This is a genomic window from Brevibacterium sp. SIMBA_078 (assembly GCF_046534565.1).
Taxonomy (GTDB): Bacteria; Actinomycetota; Actinomycetes; order Actinomycetales; family Brevibacteriaceae; genus Brevibacterium.
This window is the reverse complement of sequence record NZ_JAWRYQ010000001.1, coordinates 1,357,774-1,372,602: the sequence shown is the minus strand read 5'-3', so window position 1 is coordinate 1,372,602 and position 14,829 is coordinate 1,357,774. Positions and strand designations below refer to the sequence as shown.

Sequence of the window (14,829 nt, the reverse complement as noted above, 5' to 3'; positions counted from 1 at the left end):
CTTCAGACGATGAGTCCGACGGGTTCCTTTCCGTCGATTACATCGATGACGGCTTGGGCGGCGGCCAACCCGGCGCATTCACGGGCCTCAACCGTCTGGCCGGCCAGATGGGACGTGATCCAGACGTTGTCGAATCCGCGGAGAGGGTTCTCGCTCGTCAGCGGTTCGACGTCGAGAACGTCAAGGGCGGCACCGGCGATCTGCTTCGCCTCGAGCGCCGCGACGAGCGCGGACTCATCGATGAGCGATCCGCGGGCAGTGTTGATGATGAACGCGGTCTCCTTCATCGCCGCGAGCCGGTCGGCGCCGATGATCGGGGTGCCGGTCGCACGGGCGTGCAGCGTCAGGTAGTCGGCTGCAGCGATCGTCGTGTCAACGTCGGTGAACTCGATGCTCGGTCCCGCCTCGGTGTCGGGGTGGGAGGTACCGACGATGACGCGCATGCCCAACGCCGCACCGATCGCCGCGATCGCTCTGCCGCTGGGCCCGTACCCGATGACTCCGAGGGTCTTGCCGCGCAGTTCGGTGCCGGCTGTGCGTGGCCACTGCCCCGCTCTGACGCCGGTGATGACGTCGCTGAGATGCTTGGCGCAATTGAGGATGAGGGCGAGCGCAAGCTCGGCCACGGCGTGGTGATTGACCCCTGGAGTGTTGGCCACGCGGATGCCCAACTCCTGCGCCGCGGCGATGTCGACGGAGTCGTAGCCGACTCCGCTGCGGGCGAGCACCCGGAGGTCAGCCGCCTCGGCGAGCATGTCACGGGTGATCGGCTCACTGGAGACGATTGCTCCGGATGCGCCGGTGAGCAGGTGCCGGCGTTCGTCGTCAGCGCGCTTGCCGGCCGCCGGGGCGTAAACGGGTTCGAGTCCGTGCTCCCGCAGGAGACGGTCGACCTCATCCCCCTCGCCGAGGTAGTCGGTCGTGATGACGATGCGGTTGCTCATTCGGGTCCGCTTCCTTCGTAGGCGTAGATCGGGTGGTTCGCTTTCGCATTCTTCCACCGATGTCTCCTACGCTTTGCCCTCCGCGATGTCGACCACCGCTGTGTCGAGGACCCGACCGTTGACCTGGATGTCGATGCGGTGCGGACCCGGACGGATCGTCCGCACCGAGACGTGCTCGAAGCGGTGCTCGCGGGAGATGCGCACCGGCTGTCCCGCCGGCAGATGGCGGACGCTCAGCTTGAACACCTTGCCCGCTTTCACTCCTCGCGCTCCCTGGTAGTGGACGATGTAGTCGATCGACGCTCGGGTCGCGGCGGCGGCCTGCAGAGTGAACTCGATCCTCACCGTGTCACCGATCGCTATGGCCGACGGCGAACAGGTGAGATCGGTGATCTCGATCGGGGCATCAGGGTCGAACCCGAGGATCGCCAGCGCCTCCGGGTGTCCGCGCTTGATGAGGGTGCGCAGGCCATGGCGCACAACGAAGTCGCCCTGGCCGGTCGGCGCGGCCCATCGCTTGGCCGTGTCGAGGACCAGATCGGGGTGGTCCTTCGCGATGTCGTTGAGATGGTTCGCAACCGACCGGCGCACATACAGCGATGGATCATCGACAAGAGCATCGAGCAGTTCAAGGGTGGGCGAGGGATCGACGATGAACGCGGTCAGGCGTCGGCCCCACGGCAGTCTCGGACGGCTTCCCTCGGAGACGAGCCTGCGCACATGCTCGTCAGGGGATCCCGTCCATGCCCTCAGGTGCTCCATCGCGGTCTCGTACTGCGCGTCGATGAACGGGCGGATCGCGAACTCCGCTGTGTAGCGTGAGGTCAACGCCGCCAGCAGCGGCAGCCCGATATCGGGCCGGTCGAGCATGGCCTGGGCGACGTACGCGTTGACCGGCATCGACGCCCACCCCTGAAGACCTCCGTCTGCCAAAGCCGCACGAATCACCTGGTCAGCGTCTTCAGGCTCAGGCGGCATCGTGTCCGTGAGCACCTGCGCGATCCAGTCGATGCGGCGCATCAGCTCACGCCCGTCCAGGCCCTCTGTGGCGGTGCGGACGAATGCGGCCCGGTCGAACACTGCTTGGTCGCACGACGCCGCCGCACGTGAGAGTTCGCAGCCGAGACGCTCGATGAGCTCGGGTGAGATCTGGTCTTTGAAGTCAGCCACCGAGATTCCCCTCCTCTACCCGGTCACCTTTTTGGTGAGCGCGGGTGTGTTCTCGTCCGACCATGCGTTCGGTCGCCTCACTTGAGCGCGCCGAGGACCTCGTTGAGCGCCTCGGTGGCCGAGGGGTGGGTGTAGATCGTGTCGCGCAGTTCGGTCGCAGTCACGTCGTGGCGCATCGCGAGCGCCACGGTGTTGATGACCTCCTGTGAGTGCACGTGGACGAGGGCCGCGCCGAGGATGAGGTCCGTCTTCGCGTCGACGACGAACTTCACGATTCCGCGCGGGTCGCCTTCGATCTTTGCCCGCGGTGCCGCGGCGATATCGGCCTGCAGCTTGGCGCCGACCTTGATCTCATACCCTTCGTCGCGAGCGGCCTTTTCGGTCAGGCCGACGCGGGCGACGGGCGGGGTGAGGAACATCGTGTACGGCACGGCCCCGCGGTCCTTCGTCGACCGTTTGCCCTCGCCGAGGAGCTGATCGGCGAGGATCCGGTTATCGTCCAGCGAGATGTAGGTGAACATCGGTCCACCGTTGACATCGCCGAAGGCGTACACGCCTTCGGCGGAGCTGCGCAGGTACTCGTCGGTGACGATGAACCCGCGGCCGTCGGTGTCGATACCGGCCTTTTCCGATCCGAGCTCCGCGGTGGCGGGCTTGCGTCCGACGGCCAGGAGGACCGCCTCGGCGTCGATGGTCTTGGTCTCTCCGCCCACCTCATAGGTCACGGTCGCGACGTCAGCGCGCCGTCGTTGACCGCGGTGACGGAGGCGTCGTTGACGATGGTGACTCCGTCGTCGGCGAGGGCCTGGGCGACCACCTCGGCGACGTCATCGTCCTCGTTGGCCAGCGGGCGGGTTCCGCGGTCGAGGACGGTGACCTGCGAGCCGAAGTGGGCGAACATCGATCCGAATTCGAGTCCGATGTATCCGCCGCCGACGATGACGAGGCGATTCGGGAACGGATCGACGTGCTGCAGGGACTCGGAATCGTGGATGCGGCCGCCGAGTTGAGCGCCGTCGATGGGTGGGATGTTGGCGACGGATCCGGTGTTGACGACGACGATGTCGGCGGTGATCGTCATGGTGTCGGCGCCGCCGGTGACGCGGACTTCGCGTTCGCCGGTGAACTCGGCGCGGCCGCCCACCAGAAGCACCGAGTCGAGGTCGGCGAGCATCGAGTGGTTCTTCTTCCGCATTGACCCGGTCAGTGTGTCGCGGCGTTTGACCGCCTTGGCGAAGTATTCGTCGGTGTCGTCATCGGCGCGTTTGTTCTCGGCGTCGTGGACGAGGATCTTCGTGGGGATGCAGGCGATGTTGATGCAGGAGCCGCCGATCATCATCTCCGACTGCTCGACGACGGCCACCTTCTTGCCGGCCCGAGCCATGGTGCCGGCCAGGGTCTTGCCGCCCTTGCCCCAGCCGATGACGAGGAGGTCCACGTGCTCCGTGCGGTCGGATCCGGTGGGGGTCGAGGAGGGAGTGGTCTCGGTCGAGGTGCCCTGCTGCGTCACTGTCTCTGTGGTCATGCACTGTCCTCTCGAGTCGGTGTCTGTCACTTTACTCCCGAGCGGACAACTGTCGCCGGGGTTGACCTCCCCTAATTGCTACCCAACGGCGGCCCGGATACCTGGCGCGAGGTTGCTGGGCCGCCTTCGGGTAGTAGTTGGGTTTTTAGTCGCCGGAGATGAGGGACATGGAGCTCGGGTTTCCGCGGGTGGAGTTCATGGTGAAGCTCGCCTTCCACGGCAGGTACCGGTCATCGGAGGACTCGATGACGTCACCGGCGGTCGTGAACGCCCGCCGGCGCACTCGCAGTCGTCGGGTAGCGCGGAGGGAGTTGCCGACAACTGAAAGCGAGGTGCCGCACGCCCGATACACTGCTGAACAGCACAGGCCGTGGCCCACGAAAGAAAACGAGCGAGCGATGCAGTTCACCTTGGCACAGATCACCGGCTTCATCGCGGTGGCCGAAAACCTTCACTTCGGACGCGCCGCTGAAGAGCTGAATATGACCCAGCCACCGTTGAGCCGGCAGATCCAGAAGCTGGAGAAATCGATCGGTGTCCACCTCTTCGAACGCAACAATCGCACCGTCACACTTACGCCGGCAGGTGAGGCCTTCCTCGCTGAGGCATACGGTCTGCTCGCCTCCGTCGAGCGTGCCCCGCGGCGAGCACAGAAGATCGCCGAGGGCTCCTGGGGTCAGATCACCATCGGGTGCACTGCGGTCTCGACGTTCGGCGTCCTCGGCAGTCTGGTCTCGACCCTGGCAGAACAGCTGCCGGGCATAAGCGTCGAGATCGCCGAGATGGTTACGGCAGAACAGATCAAGGCCTTGTCTGAGGGCAAGATCGACATCGGCCTGGGGCGAGTGGGCCGCATTCCCGAAACCATCGACGCGACCCTGGTCCTGTCTGAGCAGCTCGTACTGGCAGTCCCTTCGGACCATGCGTTCGCCGCACGTGACTCTGTGGACACAAAGGAGATCTCCGGTCAGCGACTGCTCATGCACGATGCCACGAGGGCTCGATACTTCTACGATCTCACCGTTCGCTACATCGATGTCGAAGCCAATGAGGTGGCTCATTCGCTGAGCCAGATCCTGACCATCGTCAATCTCGTCGCTGCTGGTCGCGGCATCGCCGTCGTCTCGGAATCAGCTGCTCGCCTCGGCGTCGACGGTGTCACATATGTGCCGCTCCACGACGCTCCACGCGATGTCGTCGAACTTCATGCGATCTGGAATCCGGAGTCCCGCAACCCGGCACTCAAGGAAGTCCTCGCATTGATTCGCAGAGAATTAAGATAATACCTTCTGGGCATCAATGCATATATAAATAATCTTGGACAGGAATTACTCCTCGTTCTTACAGTGGGATCACTATCCCGACTAACAAGGACGTCATTCCGTGGCCAATTACCAACCTCAAGAACTCGCCGACCACCTCAAGGACGGACTCCTCTCCTTCCCCGCGACAGCATTCAACGCAGACCTGTCCCTCGACGCCGACGCCTATTCCGACCACATCGCCTGGCAGTCGAGCTTCGACGTCACAGGACTCTTCGCCGCTGGCGGAACCGGCGAGGGATTCAGCCTCACTCCCCCGGAAGCGAAACAGGTCGTGGGCTTGGCAGTTTCAAACTCACGTACTGAAGTGCCGGTCCTTGCTTCGGCAGGGGGTGCCACTGCACACGCCGTGCAGAATGCGATCGACGCCGAGGAAGCCGGAGCAGAGGGCCTTCTGGCCCTTCCTCCCTACCTCACTGAATGCAGCCAAGACGGCCTCTTCGAGCACGTATCCGCCATCTGCAAAGCAACCAAGATCGGCGTCATCGTCTACAACCGGGCAAATGCGATCTACTCGCCCGAGACCGTTGACCGCCTCGCCGACACCCATGAGAATTTCATCGGCTTCAAGGACGCCCTCGGCGACATCGAGCAGCTGACGAAGGTCTACGCCCGCACCGGCGACCGCCTCTTCTACCTCGGCGGACTTCCGACCGCCGAAGTCTATGCGCTGCCATTGATGCAGCTCGGAATGAGCACCTACTCATCCGCCATGTTCAACTTCGCACCCGAATTCGCCCTCGACTTCTACGATGCGGTGCGCAAACAGGACCGCGCCGACGTGACAGAGAAGCTCAACTCCTTCGTCCTGCCCTACTCGAAGATCCGCGAACGAGTGGCCGGCTACGGCGTCTCCATCGTCAAGGGCGGCCTCAAAGTCATCGGCCGCGACTGCGGGCCGGTCCGGCCACCGTTGCAGAACCTCACCGAGGCAGACCTGCAGGATCTCGAACAAGTTATGTCCGCTGCCGGCATCCGGCTCGACCGCACCGCGTCCGCGGTCGCCTGAACGTTCAGTCCGCCACGAATCCGCGGCTGAGACAGCCACACCCACAGATCGGCGCCGATCGGCTTGAGCCGGTCGGCGCCGACATCGCTATCAGGAATAGAGGTCACTTATGACGACGCAGTTCACTACCGCGACGACCGACTCGGACGTCGACATATCACTTTCCGGCACATCAATTGTGGCCGGCACGAAGACGCCAGGACAGGGGGAGACCAGCCGTGCAATCAATCCGGCGACAGGTGAGACCTTAGATCCCGAATACACGCTGCTCACCGAGGAGCAGGTATCCGCAGCCATCGCCGAGGCCCACGATGCGTTCCCTTCGTACCGCGGCACTTCGCCGGAGATCCGCGCAACCTTTCTCGAGAGAATCGCAGCCAATATCGAGTCTGACGCGCGGCGCATCGTCGACCGGGCCGTTCTGGAGACCGGACTTCCTGCGGGGCGCCTGAATGGCGAGATCACCAGAACCTCCAACCAGCTGCGCCTGTTCGCATCGGTCGTTCGGCTCGGTGACGCCCACGGCGTGCGCATTGATCCCGCGCTCCCGGACCGCGCACCGCTGCCGCGCCCCGATATTCGTCAGCGCAAGGTTCCTCTGGGCCCCGTCGCTGTCTTCGGCGCGAGCAACTTTCCCCTTGCTTTCTCAACCGCAGGCGGTGACACCGCTTCCGCACTTGCTGCCGGATGCCCGGTCATCGTCAAGGCCCATAATGCCCACCCCGGGACCAACGAACTGGTCGGCGCCGCCGTCACTCGTGCCGTTCGCGACAGCGGGCTTCACCCGAGCGTCTTTTCACTCGTCTATGGGGCTGGCTCCGAGGTCGGGCAGCAGCTAGCCACGGACCGGCGAATCACGGCCGTAGGATTCACCGGTTCCAGGGCTGCCGGACTGGCATTGTCGGCCGCCACCGCGGCTCGACCCACACCGATCCCTGTCTATGCCGAGATGAGTTCAATCAATCCCGTGTTCGTCCTGCCAGGCGCCATTGTCGATGACGTCGCCGAGGTGGCCCAAGGCTTTTTCGGAGCAGTGACCGGTTCCTCCGGTCAGTTGTGCACTTCCCCTGGAATTCTCTTCGTTCCCAACGGCGACCGTGGAGATGCTCTGACGGCTCGCATTGCTGAGGAATTCAACGCGGCGAAGGGTCAAACGATGCTCACTCCCTCCATAGCCGCAGCCTGGCAGAGTGGAGTCGACCAGCTTTCAGCACAGCCGGGCGTCTCATCTCTGGCTCAGGGGGCGGATGGGGAGACGCTCAACGCGCCCGGGCCCCGCGTGTTCACGACCTCGATCCAGGACTTCGCGTCGAACAAGGAACTGCAGAATGAGATCTTCGGGTCCGCTGCCCTCGTCGTGCGCTATCACTCGACTGATGAGCTGGAGCATGTCGTAGCAGAGCTCGAAGGACAGCTGACTGCGACACTGCAGATGGGTGAACAGGACACCGAGGTGGCCGACGCGCTTGTGCGCGCGCTGGAACTCACCGTCGGACGGATCATCGTCAACGGTTGGCCGACAGGAGTCGATGTCGGCCATGCGATGATCCATGGTGGACCGTTTCCAGCGACGTCAGCTCCGCAGACCACCTCGGTGGGTGCAACTGCGATCGACAGGTTCCTCCGCCCGGTCGCCTACCAGAACGTCCCGCAGGCCATTCTTCATCCGGTCCTCCAGGACGCCAATCCTTGGGCGGTGGCCCGAGTGCTCGATGGTCGATACTCTGCAGCACAGCGTGGCGATGCCTCGGCCGCTACCGACGCAGCTGTCTCGGCGAAATCCTTCGCAGACGGCGTGCGCCACCGTCTCAATGAACTCGGATTCGACCTTCCCGAAGCCAATCCCGCCAGCTACAGCTACGAGACGGTGACCGTCGCCGGCCAGTTGGCCTTCGTGTCCGGGCAGATTGCCAAACAAGGCGGAGAAGTACCGGTCCAGGGAGTCGTCGGTGAGGATCTGAGCATAGAGGACGGAATTGCGGCAGCTCAGCTGTGCGCGGTGAATCTCATTGCCCAGCTGGAGACGAACCTCGGCCTCGACAATGTCGAGGGCATCGCCAAGCTCAACGTCTATGTGGCCAGTCCGACAGACTTCAGTAAGCACCCCGTCGTCGCTGAAGGGGCCTCCAAACTCCTTGTCGATGCTCTGGGAGACGCAGGCCGTCATGCACGCACTGCTCTGGGAGTCCCGCGTCTCCCTGCGAACTCACCGGTTGAGATCGAAGCCGTGGTCAAGCTCAAGAGTCCAGGTGAACTCCGCCCCAGCTGATCAGCTGCCAAGCTGACAGCACAAACGCAGAGCGGTCCGGTCGATTCAACGACCGGACCGCTTTCAATTCCCTGCTGACCATAAGGTAACTGCATCTCACTCTTCTGCTGGTTTCAATCTACGCAACGGGGCGGACACTCCCTTGTGGGAGTGTCCGCCCCGTTCAACCTGTAAGGAGTTGAGCGTCCTGCGTGAGACACATCGAAGTGGAGAGGTCCCGCCTCAGCGCTTGGAGAGAATATAGGTACGGTCCGACCCGATGAACCAGAGGTCCTCAGTGCCGATCGCCACATTGCCGTACCGCCACGGGATCTCCGCGGCGCCGAAGGAACCGACCTCCAAGACGTGCTTGTAGCCGGGACGCAGCTCGTTGGCGAATGACTCCTGCTTGCCCATGAGGTGCCCGACATTGCGCTTCCGGTATTCCGTGTTGAAATCCACGTCTGCACCGAGCATGCCGATCTCGATCATCCTGTCGAGGTGGGGCGCCAAGTAGTCCAATGTCCCCTGATGGACATCCTCGCACACGACTCCGGGACGCAACTGGCCGATGATTCCCTCACGGACCACGTCGAAGAAGAACTCATAGGCCTCTTTGGCACTATCGGTACGCGGAAGCGACCGTGCCATATCGGAGGTCGCCACAGTGATCCCGTCAAAGGTGATCCGCACACCGGCGTCGAGTTGGATGCACTTCGTGTCATCGTTGATCGGGAAATCGACGGGAGGTCCGGGAAACAGCATTCTGTTCGAGGAGTGCAAGTTGGTGAAGTACGGTTCGATCGCAAAAGAAATCACGTTGTCCGTGCGAAATTCGACGATCTTGTCCACATAGCGCGCGTAGATGTCGAGCTCGGTGAACTCAAGCCCCGCCGCCAACGATTCCTCCGCCCATTTCAGAGCCTCTTCGATGGCGAAGACGCTACACCTGGCAGCAACGATCTGGAACCCGAGGTCTTCGTGGTCACGAATATCGCGCCAGTGACCGAGAGCGGTCGACAACTCATTGAGGACGGCGCCTTCGGCTTCGAGTTCGAGTGCCAGACCGGTTGCGATCCACTCCTCCTCAACGCCGATCTGATTGCCATGAGCCAGTGCCACAGCTGCCGCACCAAGTCCGGCGAAGCGGCCGATCGGAGTGCCGGACACACCGTGCGCGGTCTCCGGGGCGAGAACGTAGAGTTTCTCGTCCAGCGTTGACCAAACCGCCAGTTGATCTTCGCTCTGCTGAGTTCCGACGACCTCGCTGAAGTTCGGCGGAGCGGCGATGATGACGGCGTCGAGACCGCGGTCCTTCGCCATCGACTGCAGCGCCGAATAGCGTGTGTCGGTCTGCGACTGGATCTCCTTGTCCAGTCCGTCAAGATGTTCGACGTCGTCGATGAGCCGCGTCGCAGTCTCCGCTCCGAGCTCACGCCAGCGAGAGAAGCGCTCAAGAACCGCTGCGGTGTCGATCTCATAGGCGACCACCGGAGTCGTCGGCTGCTTGTCGGCGACGACATCGAGGCTCTTCGACAACGTCGAGTAGTGCTTCATGACAACACCGGAGTCGAGACCGACCTGATCCCCTTCTGCGAGCTCCTCAACCAATGTCGAGAGTGATGCTGAGGCTGGTGTATCGGCAACAATTCGGGGATCGATCGTCACCCACGGCGCATAGAATCTCATCCGCTCCTTCGGCACCCCGGCGGACAGGGCGTTTCCCTGCTCCTGCTGGCGAACAAGCAGCACTTCACCGTCAGTCGTGTCGGCGATGATCGGTGCAACCAGAGGGCTCGAATCAAGGCGAATCGCAGAGAACAGAAGGCTCTTCTGGGCATCTAGTCCGAACGAATCTGCCAGACGCGTCTTGTCGGTTGTCAGTTTGATCATTGCGTTTCCAACTCCATATCTTCCTTGAGACGTGTTCGCCTCGTGCGGTGTGCCTTGGGCCGAAGGATCCCTGCCGGCCATCCCTGGCATGTGTTCGTCGGGCCGGACGGGCGGACCGCTCAGCTGATTCCGGCGGTGACGCCGATGTGGGATTCGATCTCCGCCACGTAGCTGGCGAAGTTCTCTGAGAATTTGTGCTCTTTCGCGCGGGGACGTTCGATGTCCACCTTGACGTCAGCGACGATCCGTCCCGGACGATCACCGACAACGACGACTCGATCTGCCAGCCATACAGCTTCAGAGATGCTGTGGGTGACGAAGAGGACACTGCAGCCCGTGCGGCGCCAGATCCTCTGGATTTCGAAGTTCATCGAATCACGCGTCATCGCGTCGAGTGCGCCGAATGGCTCATCCATGAGGAGAATTTCCGGACGTGAAACCAACGCGCGGCAGATGGCGACGCGCTGCTGCATCCCACCGCTGAGCTCGTAGGAGTACCGGGTCGCTTTCTCTCCAAGTCCGACCATGTGCAGCAGCTCCATGGCGTGGTCCTTGGATTCCGATGTGACGGCGTCACGAAATTCCAAGGGCAGGAGGACGTTGTCGAGATTATTCCGCCAGGGCAGGAGGACCGGGCTCTGGAACACCATTCCGATGTCCTTGAGAGCGGCGCTGATCTCACGTCCGCGGATGAGGATTTCGCCTTCAGAGGCTTCCTGCAGACCCGAGATCGTGTTGAGCAGAGTGGTCTTTCCGCTGCCGGACTGGCCGACGATCGAGACGAACTCCCCCGGGTTGACATGGAAGTCCAGTCCCTTGAGGACGACGTTCTCCTGCCCGTCTCGCGAGGTGTAGGTCTTGCCGACGTTGTTAACTGAGATCGCATAGTCAGTGGTCATGGTCGTACTCCATTCACTTTGTGGGTGCCGCAACGTCTTCGTCATGGCGAATCGGGTCGATGTAGTCGTTCGTATAGATGTCATCGACGGTGAGGGCGGTCGAATTCTCGAGACCGAGGAAGTCAGTGGCCACGCTCAGCATCTGCCCAACTCCATCGTCGGTCATCACACCGAACTGGTCGTCTGACTTTCCGGTGGCCCAGTTCAACTCGCATTGCGACTTGAGCGCATAGGTCACGGTCTCCGGTTCGTACCCTTGAACTTCCTTCGTGAAGTCCTCTGCAGTCTGATCCGGGTGGTCGCAGGCCCAGAGAAAGCCCTTCTGCATCGCGCGGTTGAAGCGCTCAACACGCTCGGGATCATTCTTCAGGGCCTCATCCGAGACCACGATGCCATTGCCGTAGAGGTCGATGCCGACGTCAGACCATTTGAGGATGTTCGCCTTCTCACCGAGCGCCATCAGCGCCGGCTCGTCGGAGACGTAGAGCGCGAGGTTCGCATCCCAGCGGTCGGCCAGCAGACCTGGAATCTTCGATTCGCCGGTGGCGTGGACGACGTTGACGTCATCCTGTTTGAGGCCACTGCGTTCGAGCGCGAGCGGCCACATAGCCGTCATGGCACCGGCACCCTCAGTCGCCACCGTCTTGCCCTTCATGTCCTCCCAGGTTTTGATACCCGAACTCTCGAGTGCGATAGTCGCGTACGCTGATCGGGCCTGAAGCAGATTCACCTGCTTAACGTGAGCTCCTTTGCCCTGGCTGAGGATGGTCGCGCCGAAATCGGCCCATCCGGCATCGACTCTCCCGGTTTCGACGGAAGTCACGGTGTTCGTTGAGCCGGAACCCGGCATCAGCGAGACGTCGAATCCTTCCTCTTCAAAGAACCCCTCGGCCTCAGCTGCGAAGAACGGTGCGTGCTTCGGCAGATAGGCGACGTCGACCATGAGGTTGAAGTCATCGAGTCCGTCCTTTGGCGTGCATCCTGTCAGAGTGACCACAGACAGCAGGAGCGGCGCAACTAGCAGTTTCTTCAAGATGTGCATGGTTCCGCCTCTCACTTCGTGTAGTTCTTCCACGGCAGCAGCTTCTTCGAGATGAGGTCGATGATGAAGAAGAGAAGCAATGCGATCGCCGCAAGCACGATGAATGCTGCGAACATCGAGGGGAGGTCGACCTGAGAGTTCGCGAGAAGAATGACGTATCCGAGTCCCTTGGACCCGGCGATGAACTCACCGACCACGGCACCGCCGACAGCCAGCGAGATCGAGATCTTAGCTCCCGTGAAGATCGAAGGAAGCGCATAGATGAAATCGATCTTCATCATCTTCTTCAGCTTCGAGGCACGGTTGATGCGTGCAAGGTCCTGCAACTCGTGCGGCACAGAGTTGAGCCCGTCGAATGTGTTGATGACGAGCGGGAAGAATGCGATGGCCATTGCCACGAAAGCCTTCGACTCGAAGCCGAAGCCGAACCAGACGATGAACAGCGGCGCCAGAGCGACCTTCGGAATCGTGTCGATGGCGATGAGCGCCGGATAGAGGAAGGGACGAAGGAAGGAAGCGTAATAGAGGAGTGCTCCACACAGAACGCCCAATGCTGTGCCGAGCGCAAAGCCTGCGAGGCCTTCCTGCAGGGTAGTGAGAGCGTTGACCGCGAAGTATCCCGGGTTCGTGAACAATTCTTCGAACGCCGAAATCGGACCGACAAGCAGATACTTCGGGAAGTCGAAGATGAAGACTGCTAGCTCCCAGATCGCGAACAATCCGACGAGCCCGACAACAGCTTTGATTCCCGCTGTGAATGACTCAGGTTTGAGCCTAGATGCAGTCGGCGGAGCTGCCGGCGCAGGGCCGGGCTCCACAGGTCGAACTGCATCGGTATCGATGCGTGGTGCTGTTGTCATTGGCGATCCCTCCATTGGGTTCTGGTCCATGAGCAGGTGTGACATTGCATTTGTGACGTGGAACAACTGTGATGCGTTCCAGTATTCGCGACTCAACGATGCCTGTCCAAGATTGTTTTCGCATGTTTCGATACCCTGAAGGAATTGCATCAATGAGTTTGTCCAGGCAGGAAAAACTCAAGAGTTGAATTGAGAAACGCCAGGATACTCGGACTTCCCAAGAACATCCTGGCGCACCATGGCAACTTCGCGCGCAACGCTGACCCACCCACCGACTCGAACTACCTGACGTCGGCCCAGCTACCTCGCGAGAGGTTGCTGGGCCGCCGTCGGGTAGCAATTAGGAGCGGGCTGCGCCCAGATCCTCGCGGAAGGCTCGGCCCGCCGCACCCAAATCACCACATGAGGTGATGAAACGGAAGCCCTGTTCCTTGCGCAGCTTCGCCTCCTCGCCGTTTCCGCAGTGGATTCCCGGGACCACTCCGGCAGCGTCGGCGGCCGTGCGGATCCGCACGAGCGCCTCGGCGTGGGCCTCGTTCGGCTGGCCGGGCAGTGCGCCGACGGCGAACGCGAGGTCGGCCGGACCGACATAGACTCCGTCGATTCCCGGCACGGCGCAGATGTCCTCGACCGCGGCCAGGCCCTCCTCGTTCTCGATCATGACGAACAGCAGAGGCCTCTCATCCCGAGTCTCCTGCACGGCGTCGTGCATGATCTCGTACGTCGGCCCCCACGAACGATCCCCGCCCCGCGAGGGATAGTCGAGCGCAGCCACGGAGGCCTGCGCCTCGTCGACCGAGGAAACGAGCGGGACGATGATCGCCTCGACTCCGGCGTCGGCGAGCGCCCCGATCTCCGTGAATCGGTTCGCCGCGACCCGCGCCGTCACGAGCGCGTCCCCGCTGGCACGCACCGCATCGGTCAGCCGCAGCACGTCGGTCGGCCGCACCAGCCCGTGCTGCAGATCGAGGCAGACATAGTCGAACCCGGCCGCCGCCCCGATCTTCGCCAGCTCCGGACTCGTCGACATCATCCACAGTCCGTTGTAGATCTCGCCCGCGCGCAGGCGGGCCCGATGATTCTCAATCGCAGCAGTCATGACTGCATCGAATCACGGAACCCCGCCCGGCCACCAGAGGTGCCCGATATCCGGATGAACCTCGCCGAGGCGGCCCACCCTTACGAACGATTCATCGATTCCTTCGCCGAGGCGGCCCCGACCATCCGTACTAGGGATCCTCCCGCACGGAACGTCGTCCCACCTCGGCGAGGGGAATCATTCGGCGGGGCTGTCTTCGAGGAGGGGGCCGATGACTCGGTGGCGGACGATGACGAACGGGGCGCTGGACCCGACCTCGATGAGTTCGAGGTCGAGGCGGCGCGGCAACAGTGAACGTCCCTTGCCGAGAACCACCGGTGCGGTCCAGGTGATGATCTCGTCGAGGAGTCCCTCGTCGGCGAACTGCCCGGCGAGGTCGCCGCCGCCCATCACCCACAGGTCGTGATCGCCCGTGGCGGTGCACATTTCGAAGTAATGGTCGGCGACCGAGCCCTTCGCGAACCGGATGTCGGGGGCCTTTCCGTCCTTCCCGGCCTCGGGCAGGGAGAGTTTGCGATGGGTCATCACCCAGGCGGGAACCTCGTAGGGCCACGGGCCATCGAGGTTGCGCAGCACCCATTCGTACGTCGTGGCCCCCATGACGATCGCTCCGACGCCGTCGATGAACCCGTCATCCGGTGGCTCTTCGGTCTGGCGCAGCAGCCATTCGAGCGAATCATTCGGGTCCGCGATGAACCCGTCGAGCGTGGTCGCGGTGTAGTAGACGGTACGTGCCACAGGCAGTCTCCTCCTAGTTGCGTCTGTCTTTCATCCTATTGCGACAAGGCTCTCTCACAGCAGATCGGCGTCGATTCCGT

At 62.4% G+C, this 14,829-nt stretch carries 14 protein-coding genes; 3 read left to right on the top strand and 11 right to left on the bottom strand.

Annotation, left to right across the window (positions count from 1 at the left end; translation table 11 throughout):
• Nucleotides 1–2 precede the first annotated feature (2 nt).
• From SB749_RS06125 to SB749_RS06105, 5 genes are all read right to left on the bottom strand, one after another.
• Entirely contained in the window at nucleotides 3–944 is a 942-nt protein-coding gene (locus SB749_RS06125; RefSeq protein ID WP_410709542.1) for an NAD(P)-dependent oxidoreductase, read from the bottom strand.
• Between the two features lie 66 nt (nucleotides 945–1,010).
• Nucleotides 1,011–2,114, bottom strand: a complete 1,104-nt coding sequence (locus SB749_RS06120; protein ID WP_410709541.1) for a DNA alkylation repair protein — start codon at nucleotides 2,112–2,114, stop codon at nucleotides 1,011–1,013.
• Between the two features lie 77 nt (nucleotides 2,115–2,191).
• On the bottom strand, nucleotides 2,192–2,839 hold the full coding sequence (locus SB749_RS06115; protein ID WP_410709540.1) for an FAD-dependent oxidoreductase: 648 nt from the start codon (nucleotides 2,837–2,839) through the stop codon (nucleotides 2,192–2,194).
• A complete protein-coding gene (locus tag SB749_RS06110) occupies nucleotides 2,836–3,639 on the bottom strand; it encodes an FAD-dependent oxidoreductase (RefSeq protein ID WP_410709539.1) in 804 nt (267 codons plus the stop codon). Before SB749_RS06110 ends, SB749_RS06115 begins: the two co-directional genes overlap by 4 nt.
• A gap of 145 nt (nucleotides 3,640–3,784) precedes the next feature.
• Entirely contained in the window at nucleotides 3,785–3,922 is a 138-nt protein-coding gene (locus SB749_RS06105) for a hypothetical protein (RefSeq protein ID WP_410709538.1), read from the bottom strand.
• Between the two features lie 115 nt (nucleotides 3,923–4,037).
• On the opposite strand from SB749_RS06105, the gene SB749_RS06100 reads away from it, so the two are divergent.
• The 3 genes from SB749_RS06100 to SB749_RS06090 all read left to right on the top strand — a co-directional run bounded on the left by SB749_RS06100 (nucleotide 4,038) and on the right by SB749_RS06090 (nucleotide 8,239).
• A complete protein-coding gene (locus SB749_RS06100) occupies nucleotides 4,038–4,922 on the top strand; it encodes a LysR family transcriptional regulator (protein ID WP_410709537.1) in 885 nt (294 codons plus the stop codon).
• A 100-nt stretch (nucleotides 4,923–5,022) separates the two neighbouring features.
• Nucleotides 5,023–5,970, top strand: coding sequence for a 5-dehydro-4-deoxyglucarate dehydratase (kdgD, locus tag SB749_RS06095; RefSeq protein WP_410709536.1), 948 nt, complete (start codon nucleotides 5,023–5,025; stop codon nucleotides 5,968–5,970).
• A 109-nt stretch (nucleotides 5,971–6,079) separates the two neighbouring features.
• Nucleotides 6,080–8,239 carry an aldehyde dehydrogenase family protein gene (locus tag SB749_RS06090; RefSeq protein ID WP_410709535.1) on the top strand — a complete coding sequence of 720 codons (2,160 nt, stop codon included), beginning with the start codon at nucleotides 6,080–6,082 and terminating at the stop codon, nucleotides 8,237–8,239.
• Nucleotides 8,240–8,461: 222 nt separating this feature from the next.
• On the opposite strand, the gene SB749_RS06085 is transcribed toward SB749_RS06090, so the two are convergent.
• The 6 genes from SB749_RS06085 to SB749_RS06060 all read right to left on the bottom strand — a co-directional run bounded on the left by SB749_RS06085 (nucleotide 8,462) and on the right by SB749_RS06060 (nucleotide 14,749).
• Nucleotides 8,462–10,111, bottom strand: coding sequence for a M24 family metallopeptidase (locus tag SB749_RS06085; RefSeq protein WP_410709534.1), 1,650 nt, complete (start codon nucleotides 10,109–10,111; stop codon nucleotides 8,462–8,464).
• Nucleotides 10,112–10,230: 119 nt separating this feature from the next.
• Nucleotides 10,231–11,010 carry an ABC transporter ATP-binding protein gene (locus tag SB749_RS06080; RefSeq protein WP_139467842.1) on the bottom strand — a complete coding sequence of 260 codons (780 nt, stop codon included), beginning with the start codon at nucleotides 11,008–11,010 and terminating at the stop codon, nucleotides 10,231–10,233.
• Between the two features lie 13 nt (nucleotides 11,011–11,023).
• Nucleotides 11,024–12,052: an ABC transporter substrate-binding protein gene (locus SB749_RS06075; RefSeq protein ID WP_410709533.1), complete on the bottom strand. Its 1,029-nt coding sequence runs from the start codon at nucleotides 12,050–12,052 to the stop codon at nucleotides 11,024–11,026.
• An 11-nt stretch (nucleotides 12,053–12,063) separates the two neighbouring features.
• A complete protein-coding gene (locus SB749_RS06070; RefSeq protein ID WP_181271054.1) occupies nucleotides 12,064–12,912 on the bottom strand; it encodes an ABC transporter permease in 849 nt (282 codons plus the stop codon).
• A 340-nt stretch (nucleotides 12,913–13,252) separates the two neighbouring features.
• Entirely contained in the window at nucleotides 13,253–14,011 is a 759-nt protein-coding gene (locus SB749_RS06065) for an HpcH/HpaI aldolase family protein (RefSeq protein ID WP_410709532.1), read from the bottom strand.
• A gap of 177 nt (nucleotides 14,012–14,188) precedes the next feature.
• Nucleotides 14,189–14,749 (bottom strand): dihydrofolate reductase family protein, encoded by a 561-nt coding sequence (locus SB749_RS06060; protein WP_410709531.1) that lies wholly within the window; start codon nucleotides 14,747–14,749, stop codon nucleotides 14,189–14,191.
• Between the last annotated feature and the right edge of the window lie 80 nt (nucleotides 14,750–14,829).